The 16492-nt window shown below is 65.7% G+C and carries 15 protein-coding genes; 4 read left to right on the top strand and 11 right to left on the bottom strand.

Features of this window, described 5'->3' with window-relative positions:
- Window positions 1-234 precede the first annotated feature (234 nt).
- The 8 genes from DDT93_RS02115 to DDT93_RS02080 all read right to left on the bottom strand — a co-directional run bounded on the left by DDT93_RS02115 (window position 235) and on the right by DDT93_RS02080 (window position 8877).
- Entirely contained in the window at window positions 235-747 is a 513-nt protein-coding gene (locus tag DDT93_RS02115) for an outer membrane protein (RefSeq protein ID WP_109464135.1), read from the bottom strand.
- Window positions 748-1109: 362 nt separating this feature from the next.
- Complete coding sequence (locus DDT93_RS26865; protein ID WP_157960074.1) at window positions 1110-2648, bottom strand: VPLPA-CTERM sorting domain-containing protein; 1539 nt, start codon at window positions 2646-2648, stop codon at window positions 1110-1112.
- Between the two features lie 102 nt (window positions 2649-2750).
- The gene (locus tag DDT93_RS02105) at window positions 2751-4112 is read right to left on the bottom strand and encodes a hypothetical protein (protein ID WP_109464133.1); all 1362 of its coding nucleotides are present in this window, start codon (window positions 4110-4112) and stop codon (window positions 2751-2753) included.
- A gap of 73 nt (window positions 4113-4185) precedes the next feature.
- Window positions 4186-4887: an ABC transporter ATP-binding protein gene (locus DDT93_RS02100; protein WP_198654774.1), complete on the bottom strand. Its 702-nt coding sequence runs from the start codon at window positions 4885-4887 to the stop codon at window positions 4186-4188.
- A gap of 2 nt (window positions 4888-4889) precedes the next feature.
- Entirely contained in the window at window positions 4890-5630 is a 741-nt protein-coding gene (locus DDT93_RS02095) for an ABC transporter ATP-binding protein (protein ID WP_198654773.1), read from the bottom strand.
- A complete protein-coding gene (locus DDT93_RS02090) occupies window positions 5627-6586 on the bottom strand; it encodes a branched-chain amino acid ABC transporter permease (RefSeq protein ID WP_109464130.1) in 960 nt (319 codons plus the stop codon). Before DDT93_RS02090 ends, DDT93_RS02095 begins: the two co-directional genes overlap by 4 nt.
- Window positions 6586-7467, bottom strand: coding sequence for a branched-chain amino acid ABC transporter permease (locus DDT93_RS02085; RefSeq protein WP_109464129.1), 882 nt, complete (start codon window positions 7465-7467; stop codon window positions 6586-6588). The genes DDT93_RS02090 and DDT93_RS02085 overlap by 1 nt, the downstream gene beginning before the upstream one ends.
- Before the next feature lie 114 nt (window positions 7468-7581).
- A complete protein-coding gene (locus tag DDT93_RS02080; protein ID WP_109464128.1) occupies window positions 7582-8877 on the bottom strand; it encodes an ABC transporter substrate-binding protein in 1296 nt (431 codons plus the stop codon).
- A 395-nt stretch (window positions 8878-9272) separates the two neighbouring features.
- Between DDT93_RS02080 and hemP the strand changes: the two genes are divergently transcribed.
- A complete protein-coding gene (hemP, locus tag DDT93_RS02075) occupies window positions 9273-9452 on the top strand; it encodes a hemin uptake protein HemP (RefSeq protein WP_109464127.1) in 180 nt (59 codons plus the stop codon).
- Window positions 9449-9901, top strand: coding sequence for a hypothetical protein (locus tag DDT93_RS02070; protein ID WP_109464126.1), 453 nt, complete (start codon window positions 9449-9451; stop codon window positions 9899-9901). Before hemP ends, DDT93_RS02070 begins: the two co-directional genes overlap by 4 nt.
- Window positions 9902-10029: 128 nt before the next feature.
- Here the strand turns inward: DDT93_RS02070 and DDT93_RS02065 are convergent, their stop codons facing one another.
- From DDT93_RS02065 to DDT93_RS02055, 3 genes are all read right to left on the bottom strand, one after another.
- Window positions 10030-11427, bottom strand: coding sequence for a TRAP transporter large permease (locus DDT93_RS02065; RefSeq protein WP_109464125.1), 1398 nt, complete (start codon window positions 11425-11427; stop codon window positions 10030-10032).
- Complete coding sequence (locus DDT93_RS02060) at window positions 11427-12056, bottom strand: TRAP transporter small permease subunit (protein ID WP_109464124.1); 630 nt, start codon at window positions 12054-12056, stop codon at window positions 11427-11429. Before DDT93_RS02060 ends, DDT93_RS02065 begins: the two co-directional genes overlap by 1 nt.
- Window positions 12057-12146: 90 nt before the next feature.
- On the bottom strand, window positions 12147-13166 hold the full coding sequence (locus DDT93_RS02055) for a C4-dicarboxylate TRAP transporter substrate-binding protein (protein ID WP_109464123.1): 1020 nt from the start codon (window positions 13164-13166) through the stop codon (window positions 12147-12149).
- A 443-nt stretch (window positions 13167-13609) separates the two neighbouring features.
- Between DDT93_RS02055 and acs the strand changes: the two genes are divergently transcribed.
- Together acs and DDT93_RS02045 are read left to right on the top strand one after the other, a co-directional pair.
- Window positions 13610-15583, top strand: a complete 1974-nt coding sequence (gene acs, locus DDT93_RS02050) for an acetate--CoA ligase (RefSeq protein ID WP_109464122.1) — start codon at window positions 13610-13612, stop codon at window positions 15581-15583.
- A gap of 186 nt (window positions 15584-15769) precedes the next feature.
- The gene (locus DDT93_RS02045; RefSeq protein ID WP_109464121.1) at window positions 15770-16453 is read left to right on the top strand and encodes an adenylate kinase; all 684 of its coding nucleotides are present in this window, start codon (window positions 15770-15772) and stop codon (window positions 16451-16453) included.
- Window positions 16454-16492: the final 39 nt, after the last annotated feature.

The raw sequence follows: 16492 nt of genomic DNA, 5'->3' as shown, positions 1-16492 counted from the left end.
TGGTCAACCGTCCTTAACCGGATTTCAACTTGTTTCGCGCGCGAAACATTTTCCGGCCAAGCACCTGAAACTCCGCGAACCGGCCCTGCCATTCGACCGGGTTTTAAGCCCTGTCGCGGCAATCACATTCCAAATTCAATATATGTATGCATTCCCTCAAGCCATCAAACCATTAACGAGAAACGGGCGCCGCGAGGGAAACGGCGCCCGATCCTTGCTACCGTCTGAAGGGCATCAGAACCGGTAGGAAGCGCGGACCTGGAAGGTGTCGTTCTTCATGTCGCTGCCGGTATTGGCGAAGTTGTCAAAATCGTCGCGGATGTATTCGCCGCTGAGAACGAAGTTGTCGGTCACGTTGTAGGCGACGCCGATACCGTAGTTCATCCCGTTGTCATTGCCAAAGTCGGTCTCGGCACGGGTCACACCGGCAAGGAAGTAGCCCATCACCTGGCCAAAGTCGTAGCCGGCGCGCACCTTGAAGCGGCCGATCTGGTCGATGGTGCCCACCGAGGGAACGCCGATGTTGGTATCGCTGTATTCGAGTTCGCCACCGAGGACCCACTCGCCCATGTCGTAGTCATACCCGCCGTGCAGCGAGTAGACGGCATCGCTGTCGTCAAGGTTCTGGGTGTCGGCCTTGGTGCTGCCCACACCGGCACCGAGGTAGGCGCCGGTCCAGTCGCCGGCATAGGCGGAAGCGGGGATGCTCAGCGCGGCCAGCGCTGCTGCGGTCACAAGACGTTTCATGTTTGTCTCCTTGGTCCTGCACCTCGAAGGATGCTTGGTTCGCCGGGGTCTTGCGGGGTTATCCCGCTTGCTGCTCACCCGGTGCGCAGGAGACCTGTGCCTCTCCGGCAGACCGATCAAGATCCCGCCGAAAGCCGGGTCCCGGGATCGGCCACAAATGGCCTATCCCCTGATTTACAAGGGAAAACCGTAAGCTGTTTCCCGCCGGAGCCCGGATCGCCCTCACGCTGACGTTACGGGAAGATGTCGACGGAAAATCCCGCTGCGGCGTAGTCGGACGCTGTCCCGAAAGCCCGTTCGGCAAAAGGAATCGCCCGCGGCCGGCGGCCACGGGCGATGTCCTGGTCCTGTCTCGTCGGCGCTCAGGCGGCGCGGCGACGGCGGCGCAGCGCGCCCAGCCCCAGCAGGCCCGAGCCCAGCAGCACGAAACCGGCCGGCAGCGGCACGGCCGCGATGGCGCCCAGCTCGGCAGCGGTAAAGCTGCGGTCGGAGAACTGGAAGGTTTCCCAGTTGGCCAGCAGTACGGTGGTGTCGCCGAAGGTCAGCGAGAACAGGTTCTCGCCCTCCAGCAGCAGCGCGCTGATGTCGTCGAAGCCGATGGCGAAGGTCACGAGGTCGGTGCCTTCGCCGCCATCGAACAGCCCCGCGTCGGAAAGGTCGTAATCGGTCCCGAGGAAGTCGAGCTGGTCGTCCCCGGTGCCGAAGTCCGATTTGCCGACGATGGTCGAACCATCCAGCAGCTTGAGCCAGTCGCTGCCCTGACCCAGGTCCATCGCGTAGCCGTCAAAGCCCTCGATGGTGCCCGAGTTGGTGATGATGGTGCCCTGCGTGTTGGCCGGGTCCGAGAGCACGCCGTAGCTGCCCTTGATGGTCCCGGTGTTGACGATGGTGACATCCTCGGTCGTGCCTTCGTCCACGTCGATGCCCGCCTCGCCCGACATGGTGGTCTCGATCCAGCCGTGGTTGGTGATCAGGCCGCTGTCGATGTCGATGCCGTCGCCGCCCTCGGTATAGATCACGCCGGTGGCCGAGTTCAGCACGACGCCCGCGCCAAGCTGGATACCGTCGTCCTCGTCCGACTCGATGCGGCCGTTGTTGGTGATGTCCGCGCCGTCCCCGGCCTCGATCCCCTCGTCCACCGAGTCGATGGTGCCGTTGTTCACGACAACCAGACCGGTGCCGCCAAGGCCGTCATCATCCGCGCCCGCGCGGATGCCCTTGCCGCCCGACTGGATTAGGCCGTCGTTGGTGACGTCGAGGTCATCGAAGCCCTCGGTGTCGATGCCGTGATCACCCGAGATGATCTGGCCGGTCGCGTTGTTGGTGATCTTGGTGCCGTTCTCGCCCTTGATGCCCTCGTCGGCGCCCTCGATGGTGCCGTCGTTGGTCACGTCGAGCCCGTCACCCGCCTGGATACCCTCGTCGCCGCCGTAGATGGTGCCGCTGTTGGTCACTGTCAGATCGGCATCGCCGTGAATGCCATCGTTGTAGTCGGTGCTGATCAGACCGGCGTTGTCGACTTCGCCGTCGTCGCCAAGATCAACCGCGTGGTCGTCCTCGGCCGAGCTGGTCGAGGTGATCGAGCCGCCCTCGTAGACGGTGACGTCCGCCCGCTTGTCGGCCTGCAGACCGTTGTTGCCGGTGCTGGTGACGCTGCCGTGAATCTTCGCGGTCAGGTCGTCGTCGGTCCGGATACCTTCACTGCCGTTCGAAACTGTCGCCCCGGCCTCGACCGTGATGTCGATCTCGTCGCGGTCTTCGAAATCGAAGCCATCGGTGTCGCTGCCGGTGCAGGTGACGATCGAGCCGTTGGGTGCGTTGTCAGGGGTGCAATCCGCCCAGGCAGCTTGCACGGCAAGAAGCGAAACCGCCATCGCGGTTCCGAGAATACGATAAGTCATGGTACCCCCAGTACATTTTGTCCCTCGGGGGTAGTTCACGGATGCAACAGCCAGATGACAACGCGGCCAGCGCCCGGATTTGCAACCCCGGGTGGAGCGGGCTCAGAGCCGTGGCGAGGCCAGCAGCCAGAGGCCAAGCGCCGTGTAGCCGACCATGAACAGACCCAGCAGAAGCTGGCTCCGCACCGCGGCGGACCCGTGTCCCAGCCGGTCGAGCGCGATGGCATGGGCAATCGAGATGCCGATGACATGGCCCAGCGTGATGATCGCGACCTGCAGGTTCCACAGCACGAACACCACCTCGGGCCGCGCGAACATCGAGGTGGTGGTGTGCAGCTGCGCGGTGCCGAACAGGTTCCAGCCGCGCCCCAGCGGATCGGAGATGACCTGCAGCAGGTACTGCGCATCCACGATCAGACGCGGTAGAAAATGCGAGGCATGGAACGCGACCGAGATCGGCAGGATCGAATAGACCAGCCTGCCCAGCAGGTTGCCCACCGCGCCCCGCGCCCCGGCAAGGCGAGCACCGATCCGCACGCAAATCTGATAGGCGATCCACAACAGCGCCAGCACCGCCAGCAGTCCCAACGCATTGGGCCACATGACCGCCGAGCGCCCGTGGAAGTCGAGCGGGTTCTGCCCCACCAGCCCGAGCCATTGGAAGGTGGTCGAGACCGCATCGAAAGTGCCCGCCGCGAGCGACATCAGCACGAAGACCACGCCGCTGGCCCCAAGGGGCGGCAGCGCCACGGCATGGGCCCCGGGCAGGCCAAGTCGGATGTTCCCGGCCCCGTCCCGTCTCAGTGGCGCGATGGCCCCGACAAGGCGGAAATAGACACTCAGCGGCTCGGCCCGCTCCCGCCAGTCCGAGACGCCGAACACCACCATGCCAAGGAAGTTCACCAGCCAGAACCAGCCAAGACGCGGCACCAGCCACTCCGGGTCCATGTTGTAGATCGAGATCAGGTCGACCCAGATGAGGCAGGCGAACTGCAGGATCGCGATACCGTGGCCCAGCTGGCGCGGCAGCCGCAGGTAGGGCCGTTCACCCCAGCCCAGCAGCCGCACGAACCCGGTCCAGGGGTTCAGCGCGTTCCAGATGTTGCCAAGCATCGCCGAGGCGAGCGTCATGACGATCCAGCCCAGCGTCCACAGCACCAGCGGCAGTGGATTGCGCAGCGGATCGTTGAGCCCGAAGAGCCCTGCCGCGATCAGCGCAAAGACCAGCAGGGTCGAGAGCAGCGAGAGCAGACCGAGATCGGGGAACGACCAGCGGAACAGTTTGACCGAGCCGGTATAAAGGCGATGAAACCCGGCCTGCGGGACCACGGCCAGCAGGATCAGCGAGGCCAGTACGGCGAGCGCGGCGCCAAGCGTGTAGAAGCCGGTCGGCAGCAGCAGGACAAAGCCGCCCGAGGCCTCGTGGGCAAGGGCGGCGGATGGCAGAAGGTTCAGGCCAAGCATGGCTCCGACACGAGCGATCCGTCGACCGTGTCGAGCACCCGCCCGGCTGCCCTTGTCGCAAGACTCTGCGTCCCTAGTGCCCCACGCCGACATAGCGATGCAGCAGCTCCTTGTTGTCCCGGACCTCGTCGATATGGAACCGCGCCTTGATCTCGCCGTGGTCCATGAAGGCCACCCGGTCAGCGACAGACAGCACCGCGTCAACCCTCTGCTCCACCAGCAGCACAGCCACCCCGCCGTCACGCAGCCGCGTCACCGCATCGCGGATCCCGGCGATGGCCGAGGGCATGAGACCCTCGGTCGGCTCGTCCAGCATCATCACCGTGGGGTTCACGCACATGGCGCGCGCCATCGAGAGCATGGTTTGCTCGCCGCCCGAGAGCGTGCCCGAGCGCTGCTTCATCCGGTCCTTCAGCACCGGGAAGAGCTCCAGCGCATAGTCCAGCCCCTCGCGGCCCTGCCCGCGTGTCATCAGCCCGATCTCGAGGTTTTCCCAAACCGTGAGTTCCGAGAACAGCCGCCGCCCCTGCGGGACATAGCCGATGCCTGCGCGCGGGATTTCCTCGGGGCGACTGCCGGTCAGGTCCACACCGTTCAGCACCAGCCGCCCGGACTCGGGGCGCACGGTGCCCATGATCGCCTTCAGCGCGGTGGTCTTTCCCGCGCCGTTGCGGCCCAGCAGGCAGAGGATCTCGCCAGCCTGCAGCTCGATGGAGAAATCGCGCAGCGCCTGCGCGCTGCCGTAATAGGCATTGAAGCCCTCGACCGTCATCACGCTCATGCGGGCTCTCCCAGATAGGCGGCCTGCACGGCGGCGCTGGCGGTGATCTCTGCTGGCGTGCCCTCGGCCAGCACCCGGCCCTGATCCAGCACGGTGATCCGGTCGGCCAGCGCCATCACCACGTCCATGTTGTGTTCGATCAGCAGAACGGTCGCGGTTTCGCTCACCTTGCGCACCACCGCGTTGAAATTGGCGATCTCGCCGTCCGACAGGCCCTGCGTCGGCTCGTCGAGGATCAGCAGGCGCGGCGACTGGGCAAGGCCCATCGCCACCTCCACCAGCCGCTGGTGGCCATAGGCCAGCGTTCCGGCGGTCTCTCCCAGCATCTCGCCCAGGCCGACGGAACGCGCGGCCTCCGACGCGAGGCGCTCGATCTCGGCCTCGCCGCCGGGATTGCGGCGCAGCATGTTGGGGCGCAGGCGGTTCTGGGCCGCGATGGCGACGTTCTCCAGCACCGTCATCTCCTTGTAGATGTTGGTGATCTGGAAGGTATAGGCCAGCCCCATGCGCACCCGCTTGTGCGCGGGCAGCCCGGTCACGTCCCTGCCCGCGAATTCGACCCGACCGGCGGAGGGCTTGATGCGCCCCGACAGCAGCCCGACGAAAGTGGACTTGCCCGCCCCGTTCGGGCCGATGATGGCGCGGATCTCGCCCTGGTGCAGAGTGAAGTCGACGCCGTCCACGGCCTTGATCCCGTCGAAGTGCCGGGCGAGGCCCTGCGTCCGGAGCAATTTCACTTCAGCCATGGCAGCCACCTGTTGCGGATGGTTCCGAGGATGCCGGCGGGAAACCAGAGGGTCACCACGATCAGCAGCACGCCGATCACCACGAGGTAGGCGGTAGTCAGGCCCGAGAGCCGGTCGATGAGCATGGTCATGACGGTGGTCCCCAGCAGCGGCCCCAACAGCGTCCCGGGGCCGCCGATCAGGGTGTAGAGCAGCGCCTCGATCGAGGTCTGGAAGGCCGCGAAGGACGATCCGACGAACCCGAACATCAGCCCGTAGAGCGCACCCGCCATGCCCGAGACAGTGCCGGAAACGGTGAAGGCGACAAGCTTGATGCGGTAGGTGTCGAAGCCGAGCATCCGCGTGCGGTCCTCGTTCTCGCGCACCGCGACGAAGAGACGGCCGATGGGGCCCTGCGTGATCAGGTAGAGCCCGATCAGCGTGACCGCGAAGACGGCGAAGGCAATGTTGTAACGGGTCAGGTCCGAGGTCATGTCCAGGATCTGCCCGAACAGGCGGAAACTGCGCGCCGAGGTCGGCAGCGTGAGGCCCTGATCGCCGCCGGTGTAGCGCGAGAAGTAGAGCGTCGTCAGGTAGGCCGCCTGTGCGAACATCAGCGTGACGATCATGAACGAGACGGTCTGCGTGCGCAGCACCAGCAGGCCGATGATCAGCGAGGCCGCGAAGGCCCCGAGGATGCCGATGAGAAAGGCCAGCGGCAGCGAGACGCCGAAGTAGTAGGTCACCATGCCCGAGGCATAGACCCCGGCGGCGAAGAACATGGCGTGGCCGAGGCTGAGCAGTCCGGTGTAGCCCATCAGCATGTTGTAACCCATCGCGAAGACCGCGAGGATCAGGATGCGGGTGGCGGCAAGGATCATGTAGCTCGACAGCACGAACTGCAGCGCGAACAGCAGGACCAGCACGGCGAGGCAGAGCGCCGCCAGCTTCTTGTTGTGAAGGACCATCAGCGCCCCGCCTTTCCGAACAGGCCCTCGGGCTTGAACACGAGGACGAGCGCGACGAGCAGGGTCGAGAAGATCTTGGCCAGCGTCGGCGAGAAGAAGACCGAGAGCAGCCCGTCGCTCATCCCGATCAGGATCGCGGCGGCGATGGTGCCGGGGATCGAACCGAGCCCGCCGACGATGACGACGACGAAGGACAGCAGCAGCGGGTCGTGGCCCATCAGGTAATGCGCCTGCTGCGCCGGGACGACGAGCACGCCGCCGATGGCGGCCAGCATGGCACCGACGGCGAAGACGATGGAATAGACCCGACCGACCGAGATGCCGAAGTTCTGCGCGGTTTCGCGGTCGAACTGGGTCGCGCGCATGACGAGGCCGACCTTGGAATGGCGCAGGAAGTAGAGCAGCCCGCCCACCAGCACCACAGCGGCCCCGATGATGAAGAACTTGTAGGTCGAGTAGCCGAACCACGGGAAGCGGAGGGTGTAGTAGAACGGCGCATCGACCGCCTGCGCGTTCGGGCCGAAGCTCCAGAGCGTAGTCTGCTGGATGATATACATCAGCCCGATGGTCGCGACGATGGTGGCCTCGGGGTTGTAGTCGATGCGCTTCAGGATGGCCCAGTCGGCCGCCCAGGCGATGGCGCCGACGAAGAGCGGGGCCAGCACCAGCGCGGCGACGAAGGCCACGGCGGGCGGTCCGGGGATCAGCGTGGCGCAGATCCAGGCGCCGACGGCACCCAGCATGAAGAACTCGCCGTGGGCGACGTTCACCACGCGCATCACGCCAAAGACCAGCGACAGTCCGAGCGCGGTGAGCATCAGGACCGACGCCTGCACGAGCCCTTCGAGCGTCGCCAGCAGGAGGTAGGGAGCGATATTCATGAGACCCCTGTGCCCCGCCCATCCCCGCGCGCCGGGCGCGCCGCGATCGGGAGGTCTGTTGCAGGTAGAGAAACGGGCGCCCGGCCAGGGGCGCCCGCGGGACGTGACCGGACCCTAGAACGACATCTGGGTATAGTCGGTCTCGTCCGGGTACATCGTTTCGTCGATGCTGGTGGTGTAGGTCAGCTCGAGCTTGCCATCGACCACCTTCGAGATGTTCTGGTGACCGAAGGCCTGGTGGGTCTTGCCGTTGAAGACCTTGTCGCCCTGCGGGAACTCGTTGGACTGCGCGAATCCGGTGATGGATTCCATCGCCTCCAGCATCGCGACCTTCTGGTCCGGTCCCTTGTAGTCGGCCATCTCCATCGCCTGCTTGATGGCGAAGAGCGTCTCCCAGACCGAGAACATGTGGGAGAAGGTCGAGACGTCCTTGGCGTCATCGACGCTGGCGCCATTGGCATCGACGCCCACCTTCTCGCGGTAGAACTTGTCGAACTCGTTCTGCTCGGCCTGCGCGTAACGCGGCATCGCCTCCCAGAAATAGGTGCCTTCGAGGTAGTCGAGCTGGGGAATGTCGAGCGCGACGGCCTCGAGAGAGTCGATGAAGCCGAAGATCTCGGGGCGCTGGCTGCCCAGGTGCTCGCCCAGTTCCTTGACGAAGGTCAGCACGCCGGGGCCGACCATGACGTGGTAGATCACCTCGGTGTTGAAGGGGATCTGCGGCATGTAGCGGGTGTAGGAAGTCTCGGTCGGCGGGATCGCGATCGAGGCGACGATCTCGCCGCCCTGCGCCTGCATCGCCGCCGTCATGTTGTCGCGGTGGTCATAGCCGAAGGCGTAGTCGGGATAGATCAGCGTGACCTTCTTGCCGAGGTTGTTCGACATCCACGGCGCCATCGAGCTGATCTGGCTCTTCACGTCGGTGATGCAGGGCTGGAAGGTGTAGCGGTTGAACGCCCCGGCGGCCAGCGCGTGACCCTCGGAGCAGAGGAAATAGGGCATCTTCAGCTCGCCCGCGCGGGGCGCGGTGGCGGCGACCACGTGGCTGAACAGGTGACCGAAGACCGCATCGACCTTGTGCTCGGCGGCGAACTTCTCCATCGCCTCGACGCCGCGTTTCGGGTCGGTGCCGTCATCCTCGATGATCAGTTCGACCGGCATGCCGTTGATGCCGCCCTGTTCGTTGATGATGGCGAGCGCGGCCTTGGCGGTGCGCTCGTACCAGCGGCCGTAGGCGGCGCCGATGCCGGTGCGGTGGAAGGGTGCGCCGAGTTTGATGACGTCGCCCGACTGGGCCACGGCGCGACCGACGAGGCCGGGCGCCGCGAGCGCGGCTCCGGCCGCGGCCATCCCGGTCAGCAGCTTGCGCCGGGGCAACATGAATTCGGAGTGAGTCTTGAGATCTTGCATGGTCGTCGCGCTCTCTGTTGGTCCCAGTTATCGCGGGCCTTGGCATGGCCTCCGGCCCCCCGCACCCTTTACCGGAAAACGCCCGGGAGTGCGGATTTTTTTAATATTGTTCGTACACTATCGACTTTTTCGCGATTCGCATCTTTTCCCGCAGAGCACGCCTTCGCCGCTTTGGCGGATGACTAAAAAAGCGGCCAAGACCCCGGTTCGGCGCGATGCGCACCCACGGGCCCACCCGGCACAGGGCGGGGACCGGCCCGCCCGTGGAATTCACCGAGAGGCCGCTTGACAAACCTGATAATTTTAGTCAGCTAATGCACAGCGCATCAAGCCACCCCGGCCTGTTCGAGGTCTGCACCAGGGGAAGCCCGATCGGAAATTCAGGAGCTCAGACCATGCAGACTCACGCCGCGCCCCGCGTGCTGGAAACCACCAGTGACGATGTTTCCCAATCCCTTCCCGTCTACGACGCGAACGACCTGACCAAGGGCGGGAATCTGGCGCAGATCCGGCTGGACAACCAGATCTACACCCTGCGCATCACTCGCGCGGGCAAGCTCATCCTGACGAAATGACAGCCGCGCGCCGTGGCGGGGCGCCGGTGGGCCACCTGACCGAGCTGGACCCGGTCGAGGCCGGCGCGGTGATGTACCTGCGGCTGTGGAACGACGGCCCCGCGGCGCAGGCCCGGGTCGAGCACGACTTCCGCCGCTGCCTCGGGGCAAGTGACGGGCACCGGGCGCTGATGGCGCTGGCCGATCTCTGCAGCCTCTGCGCGCGCCACTGCCGCCGCCCGATCCTGCGCCACGACGTGCGCTGCCGCTGCCTTGGCAGCGACGAGGCCTGCTTTGCCAATTTCGTCGCCGCCGCCGCGACGGGAGACCACAAGGACGCGATGCTGATCGCGACCCTGCTGGTCCGGGCCGACATGGCCCCCAGCCTGACCGGCCTTGCCGCGACGCTGGGCCACGCGCTGATGCGGATCGCGGTCAGCGACGTGCCGGCCGGAGCCACGGTGCACTGAGGCAGCACCGGACCAGAGTGCGGGAGTGAGGGGCCAGCCCCTCACACTCCCCGGGATACTTAAGACCCAAAGAAGAGCAGTCGCGGAGCCGCCCGTGCCGGAAGGCAGGGGCGGCTCTGTCGTCCCGGTCAGGCGAGGCTTGGCAGGTAGAGCACGATGGCCGGGAAGGCCACCAGCAGCGCGATGGTCACCGCATCGGCGAGGAAGAAGGGCGCGACGCCCTTGAACACGTCCTGCACCGAGAGGTCGGGACGCACCCCCGCCACCACGAAGCAGTTGAGGCCGATGGGCGGTGTGATCAGGCAGAACTCGGCCATCTTGACCACGAGGATGCCGAACCAGATGGCGCACATGGTGCCGCTCATGCCGAAGGTGCTCTCGGCGGCCGAGACGCCCTCGCCCCCGTTCAGCGCCATCACCGCCGGGTAGACCACCGGCAGGGTGAGCAGCAGCATCCCGATTGCGTCCATGAACATGCCGAGCACGGCATAGGCCAGCAGGATGCAGACCAGGATCAGCATGGGTGACATGTGCAGCGAGGTGATCCAGTCGGCGAAGGCGCCGGGCAGATCCGCGAAGCCGAGGAAGCGGACGTAGATCAGCACGCCCCAGATGATGGTGAAGATCATCACCGTGAGCTTGGCGGTCTCGATCAGCGCGTCCTTCAGTTCGGCCCAGCGCATGCCGCGGTAGAGCGCCATCAGGAAGACGATGAAGGCGCCCACCGCCCCGCCCTCGGTCGGGGTGCCCCAGGCCTCGCCGAAGGGGTTGTAGACGAAGAAGATGATGATCACGACCACCGCGACGATGGGCAGCGCCGGAGGCAGCGCGGCGAAGCGCTGGCGCCAGGTGAAGCCGGTGACCGGGGGGCCGACGTTCTTCCAGATCACCGCGATGCCGATGATCAGGCTGGCGTAGATCACCGCCGAGAAGGCACCGGGGATGAAGCCCGCCAGCAGCAGCTTGCCCACGTCCTGTTCGACGATGATGGCGTAGATCACAAGGATGGCGGAGGGCGGGATCAGCGAGGCGAGCGTGCCCCCTGCCGCCACCACCCCGGCGGCGAATTTCTTGTTGTAGCCGACCGCCTGCATCTCGGGGATGGCGATGCGGGCAAAGACCGCGGCGGTGGCGACCGAGGCCCCCGATACGGCAGCAAAGCCGGCCGTGGCGAAGACGGTCGAGACCGCGAGCCCGCCCGGCACCCAGGCGAACCAGCGCTTGGCCGCCTCGAAGAGCGCCTTGGTGAGGTTGGCGTAATAGGCGAGGTAGCCGATCAGGATGAAGGTCGGGATCAGGCTGAGCGACTGCGAGCTGACCTTGGAATGGGGCACCTGCCCCGCGATCTTCACGCTGATCGTAAGGGCTTTCCAGAACTGCTCGGGGTTGTAGCCGAAGCCGTTCCAGCGCAGCCAGACGAGGCCGACGAAGCCGGCCATGGCGGCAGCAAAGGCCACCCGCATGCCGATCACCACCATGACGAACATGGCGCCGGTGACCCAGAGGCCGATGGTGATGGGATCCATCAGTCGTGGCCCTCCAGATGAATGGCCTCGGCGCGCGCCTGCTCCTCGACGGAGAGGTTCAGCGGCACCGCGGCGGGACGGTCGAGGCCCAGCACCAGCGCCCGGCCGTAGCCGACGAGCTGGAGCAGGAGGCGCAGGCAGAGTACCGAGAAGGCGACCGGGACCACCAGCTTGGCGGGCCAGAGCGGCAGGCTGATGTCGATGGTGCTGTCACGGCTGCAGAGCGGGCGGGCGCAGTCGAAGGAGCGGTCGAAATGGTCCCAGGCGCCCCAGGTCAGGGCCAGCATGAGCAGCAGGATCAGCAGGATCGAGATGGTCTCGAAGAGCCAGAGCAGCCGCCCGTGCAGGTTGCCGACGAGGATGTCCATGCGGATGTGCCCCCCTTCGCGCTGGACGTAGGAGACGCCGAGGATGGCGATGAAGGGCATCGCCATCTCGATCAGGTCGACATAGCCCATCAGCGGGGCGCCGAAGAACTTGCGCCCGCCGACCGACCATGCGGCGAGGAACATCAGCGAGAAGACGAAGAGACCGCTGATCAGCGCCATCAGGCGCTCGAGCGGCAGCAATGCACGGTCTAGGCGGCTGAGAAGAGACGAATCTTCCAGGACCGCGGAGGCTCCGGCCATCGGACGACTCCCTTGTTGATCGAAGAGTGAGGTTGGGCGGCGGCGGGGGCCGCATCGGGCGGGGCAGTCGGCCTGCCCCGCCCGTGCTGCTTACATGCCTTTTGCCTTGGCGTCGGCCAGCGTGGTCTCGACCAGATCATAGAGCTCCTGACCCGGCAGGCCCTGCGCGTTCATGCTGTCGATCCATTCCCTGGAGATCGGCGCGGCGGCGAGTTCACGGAACTTGGCGAGCTCGTCTTCGCTGATCTCGACCTTCTGAACGTTCTTCTCGGCCAGCACCGCGTCCCATTTTTGCAGCAGCTTGCCGTAGTTCTCGAGGTAGAAGGCGATGGCCTCGGGCACCGAGCTGTCGAGGGCCTCGCGCTGTGCGTCAGTCAGCGCATCGTAGGCGTCGATGTTCACCACCACCGGGCAGTTCACGGTGCCGGGGTTGAGGTTGGCGGTCCACCAGTCGGCCTCGTTGATGGTGCCGAAGCTGAGGTGGGCGTGCTGGGCGAAGGCCACGGTGTCGACGACGCCCGATTCCATCGCCTGATAGGCCTCGGACGAGGTCACCGAGGTCGGCACCGCGCCGACCTTCTCGAAGGCCTCGCCGAGACCGCCGGTGGCGCGGACCCGCATTCCCGACATCTTGTCGAGAGTGTCGCGCGGCTCGCCGGTGCCGACGAGGTTGTACTGCGGCATGGGCGAGGTCATCAGCAGGCGGGCGTTCCACTGGGCCATCTCGTCGGCCACCGCCGGGTGGGCATAGACTGCATCGGAGACCGCGACTTCCTGCTTGAGGTCCTCGACCCCGAGGAAGGGCAGTTCGAGCACGGTGATCAGGCGGTTCTTGTCCGGGTGGTAGCCGGCGCAGAACTGGGCCATCTCGAAAGCGCCGATGGAGATGCCGTCGAGGTTGTCGGTGTTCTTGGACAGGCCGCCGTAGCTGACGTTCATGGTGAAGTCGCCGTTGGTCTTCTGGGCGACCAGTTCGGCCAGCTTCTCGATGTGCTCGGTGAAGGCGCGGCGCTTGCCCCAGACGGACACGTTCCATTCCAGCGCCATGCCCTCGGTCGCAATACCGATACCTGCGGCGGCCACTATGGCCCCGGTGATAAGCTTGTTCATTGATCTCTCTCCCTTGTGCGGCCGATTTCGTTGCTCATCCCCAGCCGCTTGCGGGAAAGGCTAACGTGACCATCCCGTGATGCCAACCCTTTATCCCGCCAATAAAATATGCCCGCGGCATGTAATGCGGCGCCTGCCGAAGGGCCGTTGCGACAGCCGAGCGCGCCCCGGCTGCCCCCGGTGAAGAGCAAGGCACCGTGAGCGCTATCGCTTCACAGTCAAGGCCATGATACGGAATGAAATTTATCGGGATTGCGTCAATTTGTTTACAAACCGACGCCCGTGCGATCAACAAGTTTACACGGAAATCGTTTCTTTCCCATGCCTTATTCCATTCTTTGCAGCGAGCGTTATGATCCCGCGTCGGGGAGAAGGTAACCGGTGCCGTTTGAATCCGGCGGGTTTCCGGTTATTTGAGATTCAGTCAGAGGGAGGAGCCTCGCATGAGCACTGCTGCGCATTCCGAAACCACCAGCCATCCAGCGACCTACGCGCCGTCCGCCGAGACCGTGGCGCGCGCCCATGTCGATGCGGCCAAGTACGACCAGATGTATGCGGCCTCGATCGCCGACCCCGAGGGGTTCTGGAGCGAACAGGCCCGCCGGGTCGACTGGATCAAGCCCTTCTCGCAGGTGAAGGACGTGGATTTCACGCTGGGCAACGTCCACATCAACTGGTTCGCCGACGGCAGCCTGAACGTGGCCGCCAACTGCATCGACCGCCACCTTGCCACGCGCGGCGAGCAGACCGCGATCCTGTGGGAGCCGGACGATCCGAACGACGCGGCGCAGCACATCACCTACGCCGAATTGCACCGCAACGTCTCGAAGATGGCAAACGTGCTGAAGGCGCTCGGCATCGGCAAGGGCGACCGTGTGGTGATCTACCTCCCGATGATCCCCGAGGCCGCCTACGCCATGCTGGCCTGCGCCCGGATCGGCGCGATCCACTCGGTTGTCTTTGCCGGCTTCTCGCCCGACGCGCTTGGTGCGCGGGTCAACGGCTGTGACGCCAAGCTGGTAATCACCGCCGACGGCGCCCCGCGCGGCGGCAAGGTGACCAGGCTTAAGGACAACGTGAACCAGGCGCTGATGCACGACCTTGACGAGGTGAAGTGCCTGATCGTGCGGCGCACCGGCCAGCAGATCGCCTTCCGCCCCGAGAACGACTACTGGCTGCACGAGGAAATGGAGAAGGTGGGCGACGATTGTCCGCCCGAGGAGATGAACGCCGAGGATCCGCTGTTCATCCTCTATACCTCCGGCTCCACCGGCCAGCCCAAGGGCGTGGTGCACACCACCGGCGGCTACCTCGTCTACGCGGCGATGACCCACGAGATCACCTTCGACTACCACGATGGCGACATCTACTGGTGCTCGGCGGACGTGGGCTGGGTCACCGGGCACAGCTACATCGTCTACGGCCCGCTCGCCAATGGCGCGACCACGCTGATGTTCGAGGGCGTGCCGACCTACCCCGACGCCTCGCGCTTCTGGCAGGTCTGCGAGAAGCACAAGGTGAACCAGTTCTACACCGCTCCGACCGCGATCCGCGCGCTGATGGGCCAGGGCCCGCAGTATGTCGAGAAATGCGACCTCTCCTCGCTGCGGCTGCTGGGCACGGTGGGCGAGCCGATCAACCCCGAGGCCTGGACCTGGTACAACAACGTCGTGGGCAAGGGAAAATGCCCCATCGTCGACACCTGGTGGCAGACCGAGACCGGCGGCCACATGATGACCCCCCTGCCCGGCGCCCATGCCACCAAGCCCGGCGCGGCGCAGCGGCCCTTCTTCGGGGTCAAGCCCGTGGTGCTGGACCCGACCTCGGGCGCCGAGGTCGAGGGCAATGGCGTCGAGGGTGTGCTGGCCATCGCTGACAGCTGGCCCGGCCAGATGCGCACGGTCTGGGGTGACCACGCCCGGTTCGAGAAGACCTATTTCGCGGACTACAAGGGCTACTACTTCTCGGGCGACGGCTGCCGCCGCGACGCCGATGGCGACTACTGGATCACCGGCCGCGTCGATGACGTGATCAACGTCTCGGGCCACCGGATGGGCACGGCCGAGGTGGAAAGCGCGCTGGTCGCCCATGCCAAGGTCGCCGAGGCGGCCGTGGTGGGCTATCCGCACGAGATCAAGGGCCAGGGCATCTATTGCTACGTCACCCTGATGACCGGCGAGGAGCCCACGGAAGAGCTGCGCACCGAGCTGCGCAACTGGGTCCGCAACGAGATCGGGCCGATTGCCAGCCCCGACGTGATCCAGTGGGCCCCGGGCCTGCCCAAGACCCGTTCGGGCAAGATCATGCGCCGCATCCTGCGCAAGATCGCCGAGAACGACTTTGGCGCGCTGGGGGACACCTCGACGCTGGCCGACCCCTCGGTGGTCGACGACCTGATCGCCAACCGCAAGGCCTGAGGACGGGGGCCACCCCGTCCCTCAACCTCAGCCGCAAGACCCGGGATGGGACAGCCCCATCCCGGTGCACCCCCCGGGACATCCTGCCGCTTTCCCCCCTCCCTGCGATCAGGTAACATGATCGTGACAGGAGGGCCCGGCACTCGGACGGGCCCATTCTTTTGTGTTTTTGAGGAGAAACACCCCATGGACGCTGCCACGCTGACCAAACCCGCCGTTCTAATCCTGCTCGGCCCTCCGGGTGCCGGAAAGGGCACCCAGGCCCGCCTGCTGGAACAGAAATTCGGCCTCGTGCAACTCTCCACCGGCGACCTGCTGCGCGCTGCCGTCAAGGCCGGTACCGAGGCCGGTCTGCAGGCCAAGGCGGTGATGGAAGCGGGCGACCTTGTGTCCGACGAGATCGTCATCGCGATCCTGCGCGACCGGCTGGGCGAGCCCGACGTCGCCAGGGGCGTCATCCTCGATGGGTTTCCCCGCACCACGGTGCAGGCGGAGGCGCTCGATGCCCTGCTGGCCTCGACCGGGCAGAAGATCAACGCCGCAATCAGCCTCGAGGTGGACGACGCCGCCATGGTCTCGCGCATCTCGGGCCGCTACACCTGCGGCGACTGCGGCGAGGGCTACCACGACACCTTCAAGTCGCCCGACGTCTACGGCATCTGCGACAAGTGCGGCTCGGGCAACATGGTGCGGCGCGCCGATGACAAGGCCGAGACGGTGGCGAGCCGGCTGGAGGCCTATCACGCCCAGACCGCGCCGCTGATCGCCTATTACGGCGAGCGCGGCGTGCTGAAGACGGTGGACGCGATGCTGGCGATCGACGACGTGGCCAGCGCCATCCAGCAAACCACGGCCGAGGCCATCGCCTGAGCGACACGGCTCCACGGAATGCAAAAAGGGGCGCCCGGT

It is taken from the genome of Albibacillus kandeliae, assembly GCF_003116585.1.
Classification (GTDB): Bacteria; Pseudomonadota; Alphaproteobacteria; order Rhodobacterales; family Rhodobacteraceae; genus Albibacillus; species Albibacillus kandeliae.
Note: the sequence above shows the minus strand (reverse complement) of the source record. Positions and strands in the feature narration are given on the sequence as shown.

What these genes read in the sequence shown, in the direction of transcription:
- DDT93_RS02115 (WP_109464135.1), bottom strand. Translation starts at nt 747, where the DNA reads ATGAAACGTCTTGTGACCGCAGCAGCGCTGGCCGCGCTGAGCATCCCC.
- DDT93_RS26865 (WP_157960074.1), bottom strand. Translation starts at nt 2,648, where the DNA reads ATGACTTATCGTATTCTCGGAACCGCGATGGCGGTTTCGCTTCTTGCC.
- DDT93_RS02105 (WP_109464133.1), bottom strand. Translation starts at nt 4,112, where the DNA reads ATGCTTGGCCTGAACCTTCTGCCATCCGCCGCCCTTGCCCACGAGGCC.
- DDT93_RS02090 (WP_109464130.1), bottom strand. Translation starts at nt 6,586, where the DNA reads ATGGTCCTTCACAACAAGAAGCTGGCGGCGCTCTGCCTCGCCGTGCTG.
- DDT93_RS02085 (WP_109464129.1), bottom strand. Translation starts at nt 7,467, where the DNA reads ATGAATATCGCTCCCTACCTCCTGCTGGCGACGCTCGAAGGGCTCGTG.
- DDT93_RS02080 (WP_109464128.1), bottom strand. Translation starts at nt 8,877, where the DNA reads ATGCAAGATCTCAAGACTCACTCCGAATTCATGTTGCCCCGGCGCAAG.
- hemP (WP_109464127.1), top strand. Translation starts at nt 9,273, where the DNA reads ATGCAGACTCACGCCGCGCCCCGCGTGCTGGAAACCACCAGTGACGAT.
- DDT93_RS02070 (WP_109464126.1), top strand. Translation starts at nt 9,449, where the DNA reads ATGACAGCCGCGCGCCGTGGCGGGGCGCCGGTGGGCCACCTGACCGAG.
- DDT93_RS02065 (WP_109464125.1), bottom strand. Translation starts at nt 11,427, where the DNA reads ATGGATCCCATCACCATCGGCCTCTGGGTCACCGGCGCCATGTTCGTC.
- DDT93_RS02060 (WP_109464124.1), bottom strand. Translation starts at nt 12,056, where the DNA reads ATGGCCGGAGCCTCCGCGGTCCTGGAAGATTCGTCTCTTCTCAGCCGC.
- DDT93_RS02055 (WP_109464123.1), bottom strand. Translation starts at nt 13,166, where the DNA reads ATGAACAAGCTTATCACCGGGGCCATAGTGGCCGCCGCAGGTATCGGT.
- acs (WP_109464122.1), top strand. Translation starts at nt 13,610, where the DNA reads ATGAGCACTGCTGCGCATTCCGAAACCACCAGCCATCCAGCGACCTAC.
- DDT93_RS02045 (WP_109464121.1), top strand. Translation starts at nt 15,770, where the DNA reads ATGGACGCTGCCACGCTGACCAAACCCGCCGTTCTAATCCTGCTCGGC.